This window comes from Acidobacteriota bacterium, assembly GCA_003225175.1.
GTDB lineage: Bacteria > Acidobacteriota > Terriglobia > Terriglobales > Acidobacteriaceae > Gp1-AA112.
Window position 1 is genome coordinate 1 of the sequence record QIBA01000079.1, and the last position, 3859, is coordinate 3859.

4 protein-coding genes are annotated in these 3859 nt (G+C 52.0%); 2 read left to right on the top strand and 2 right to left on the bottom strand.

The window, feature by feature from the left end; translation table 11 throughout:
- Positions 1-775, top strand: a 775-nt coding sequence (locus tag DMG62_21665; GenBank protein ID PYY20838.1) for a hypothetical protein, incomplete at its 5' end; no start/stop codon positions are given.
- A gap of 67 nt (positions 776-842) precedes the next feature.
- Positions 843-1037, top strand: coding sequence for a hypothetical protein (locus DMG62_21670; GenBank protein ID PYY20839.1), 195 nt, complete (start codon positions 843-845; stop codon positions 1035-1037).
- 345 nt (positions 1038-1382) lie between these two features.
- On the opposite strand, the gene DMG62_21675 is transcribed toward DMG62_21670, so the two are convergent.
- Both DMG62_21675 and DMG62_21680 read right to left on the bottom strand, forming a co-directional pair.
- Positions 1383-2570, bottom strand: coding sequence for a hypothetical protein (locus DMG62_21675; protein PYY20840.1), 1188 nt, complete (start codon positions 2568-2570; stop codon positions 1383-1385).
- 559 nt (positions 2571-3129) lie between these two features.
- A complete protein-coding gene (locus tag DMG62_21680) occupies positions 3130-3849 on the bottom strand; it encodes a hypothetical protein (GenBank protein ID PYY20841.1) in 720 nt (239 codons plus the stop codon).
- Between the last annotated feature and the right edge of the window lie 10 nt (positions 3850-3859).

Genomic DNA, 3859 nt, shown 5'->3' on the forward strand with positions numbered 1-3859 from the left:
TGGGTACCCGATGGGCGCGCCGGGTGTACGGCTCGCGCTTACGCCTCTCGATTGGGTGACATATCAAGGGGCTGCCTTTCAAGGCAACGTCTTTGCCCAGACCGTTAATCGGCACGGATTCCGATGGGACTTAAGTTCCTGTAATGGCTACTTCTCCATCCACGAACTGATGTTCCGCACAAATCAAGGTGCCGGAGTCAGTAGCCTGCCTGGCGAAATTAAGGTTGGTGGCTGGTTCGATACGGTGCCCGACCAAAATGCAGCTAGCAGCCAACCCTGGAATTACGGATTCTACTTCGTTGCAGACCAGGCGCTCTACCGAGTTCCTCAGCCTGTCTCCGCGCCCGCGGTGGGTGATAATGGTAAGCAAACTCCCGCGGTGCCTTCAACAGAGAAAGGTTTGGGGATGTTTACACACGTTGGATTTGCCCCACAGAACTCCAGTTTGATGAACTTTTATATCGATGTCGGGCTGAAGTATAAGGGGCTTTTTCCAACTCGAGAAAACGACGTCCTTGGCGTGGCTTTCGCTTACGGCCATCTGAGCAACAATCTTCAGGAGAATGAAGGGGGCTCATTTCCTGGTTACGAAATGTTATTGGAGGCAACATATCAAATCGAGCACCTCATGGCTCACTCTCCAACCCGATGTTCAATATGTGATCCACCCGTCCGGGGCCGATATCGGGAATGCTCTGGTTTTAGGGGCCCAAGCGACTGTTTCCTTCTGAAAAGGAACACCTGCGATTCGTTAACGCGGCGTACGCAGGTTTGATCTTAGCAAACAGTCAGCGTTGCCTGTTGTAGTCCCATTGCTGCGTTCGTCGTGTTTTGGCGAGTGCGTGGATGCAGTGAAACGGCTACAACTTTTACGGGCGAGGTCGGACCTACTAACCGTGGTCGGTTTGAAAATTGTAACTGTCGTCAACCTGATCCAACCCGAACGCCTCGACTGTCGGCTCATCGATTGCTCCCGTGATTGGCAAGCCTTAATCGCGTTGGAAGTTTGCGAGGACCGCGCGGATATCGACACCTAACGAACCCGTTATTTCTCAAAAGTAGTAGCCTGGGTCCGGAACATCGTTCTGAAAACTGGGATCGCCCATGAGCGCATTTACTAAAAGGTCTCGCGTTTGGCGATCAAACGAATCCCGACTTCCAGCTAGTGCTCTCCCGGAATCGCTGGATTCGATTGCTGCCTCGGTTCACTGTAGTTTGACCAAGCTCGCTGTCGATCGCGCCGCACTGCTGCGAGAACTTCGGAGTGGTAGGAGGAACATGCGAAGGAACGCTAAAGCTTCGGTTCGCAGCGATGCCCAGCTTTGGCGTTGGGACTCGCCAATCCGCGGAGCGCGTTGGGTCAGCTACGGGCGAGATCGGACCTAGTAACCCTGGTCGGTTTGAAAATTATTACTGTCGTCAGGCTGATCCAACCCCAGCGCCTCGACTGTTGCTTCATCGATTGCTCCGGTAATGGGCAAGCCGTAATCGCGCTGGAAATTGGCGAGGGCCGCTCGCGTGTCGATGCTCAGAGAGCCTGTGATTGGTCCAACGTAGTAGCCTGCATCTTGCAACGCAGTCTGGACATTCGCGATCACCTCGTCAGGGAGCAAATTACTGTAGGTGTAGATCGGCCCATCATAATCGTAGTAGCTCTGCAATGGATCGTAGCCATAGGCTGGATACCAGTAGCTCCCGTCCAGGAAATAATATCCATTCGTTACGAAAACGATCGTGTCACAACGATCGTGCCACCAGTTGCGGTCATGCCACTCGTGCCAGTGACGGCGGAACGCTTCGTCATGACTGATGCGGTCCTTCTTGTGGCGCCACTTTTTGTCCGGCGCGTCTTTTGGTGATTCGCGCCGCTCCCGCTGAGGTCCCGCCTCTGGATCACGATTTGTGACACGCCGTTGAGGATTTATGGTCGCCAGTGTCTGATTGTGCGTCCCGATTCCGCGGTGTTCATGCATCTTCTGCAGAGTGCGCGATTCAGTTTCACGTGTGGCGGAATCTAGCGTGTTCGTCTGCCCCGTTACGAGGCCGCGCCGTTCACGCATCATCGCTAATGTGCGAATCTCATTTTCACGCGTCGCTGGCTCCAGAATGTTTCCTTCGCGCGTAACAACTCCGCGCCGTTGACGTATTGCCGCCAACGTGCGCAACTCAGTTTGGCGTGTCGCTGGATCAACAGTAATCGCTTGTTGCCCCGGTCCGCTCCGCTGCATATTCAACGCCGCGAAAGCAGGATTCGAACCCTGTACAGGCGGTGCATAGGTGCGCTGCGGATTGAACGCCGGCTGCGCGATCATGCGAGGCAGAGTCGAGTTAAATCTTTGAGGGTTCAAACCGGCTGGCGCAGGAGCGACTTGGGGCGCAATTGCCGGCCTGGCAACTGGCTTGGCCACGGCCGCGCCCCGAGTAGTCGCCACGCGCGGAGACGCAGTTTGCACAGTTGGATTGATCATTTGGCCGGTCGCATTGTGAAGATTTCCCGCAAGCGCCGCGGCCACGAACAATGCCAAAAATGCAAATTGTTTCATTGTGAGTCTCCGACCATTAAACAGCATAAATCCCTCGCAGTTGCAAACCTTGACTGAAACCGATTAAAAGTTGTTCAGTAAACGATCGAATTATTTTCTCGCCAACGATATGAGCTAGGAAGCATTTTTTTATGGCCGTGTCGGCCAAAGCTGAATCGCTCGAAACTCGTTAACGTTAATCGCGGTCTGATTTCGTCTTTTCGGCCGGGTTGCAATCTGTAACGTAAAACTCCAATTTAAAAATTCTTTCCTGGGGTCTTAGCTCAGTTGCGCCTCAATGGTCGGCTAATTTTCTCATATTGTGCTGACTCGCTCTGACGTGCTCAGCGCTAGGTAAAACGGGAAAATCGCTTCATCTCACCTTATCCTCAAATAAATCCGAAATTTTTCCATCGGTGGATAAAAGTGGATAAAGATAGCGCGCCTCAGCAATTAAGAATGGTTCCACGTACCGGGTATCAGAAATCGCCGATACAAGGCGCTCGCTCGCTTCTCAGGATCGCGCTAGAATCGTTTTTGATTGCCGGATGGCGAATGATCTGGCCTTGACCTCCATCACCGATTTATGCGCGGCTCACCGCTTGTATCACTCACCGAATTTGGCGGCTCTTTTCTTCATTTCGTCGAGGCGCTGCTTTCTAAACGCTTCTATCTCTTTGTAACTATCCTCAACCCTTTGACCGAAGGCATTATATTGCTCTGATTGTGTGGCCGTTCGGCTGCGAAAGAATACTTTTCCATCTTTGAATTGGTAGTCGCTGCTGGCCATAAAAGAGAGAAAAGCCTGTTCGGCTGTTTCCTTTTTCTCCAAAAGGTTACACATTGTTTCAAACATCGGACGCTGGTCGATCATTGCCTGTTCTATACCGCGAATAATCTTCTCTTTGTCAGGGTCATTGTAGGAATCCACTTTCTTTTTCATCGCGTCAAAGACTAGGCTTGGTAGTTGAGGCTGCCATTTCTGAACGATATGATAGCTCTCAATCCGCTTGTTAATTTCTTCTTTCAAGGTCGTCTTGCTGCTAAGAACCGAAGGATCGAAAACAGGCTTTGCTCCAACTCTGTCGAGTTCCTCATTCATGCGACCCACGACCGAGACCATTGCTTGCGCCATGTCGGTCAGGCCGCGGCTTTCCACATCAAGGGCTTTATCTCCCGGTGGATTGAATTTCGGGAGAGTTCCATTCTTCATCGACTTCTCTGCTTCATCGGTGAATCCTCGCAGAACACCCCCGAATCTTTTGTTTCGTTCGACGTTCGATTGTATGCGATAGCCTAGGTAGATGACTCCCGAAGCAAGTAGCATTGCGAATGCT

Bases quoted from the DNA above. Each gene is read 5' to 3' on its own strand.
- DMG62_21675 (PYY20840.1), bottom strand. From the start codon at position 2,570: ATGCTGTTTAATGGTCGGAGACTCACAATGAAACAATTTGCATTTTTG.
- DMG62_21680 (PYY20841.1), bottom strand. From the start codon at position 3,849: ATGCTACTTGCTTCGGGAGTCATCTACCTAGGCTATCGCATACAATCG.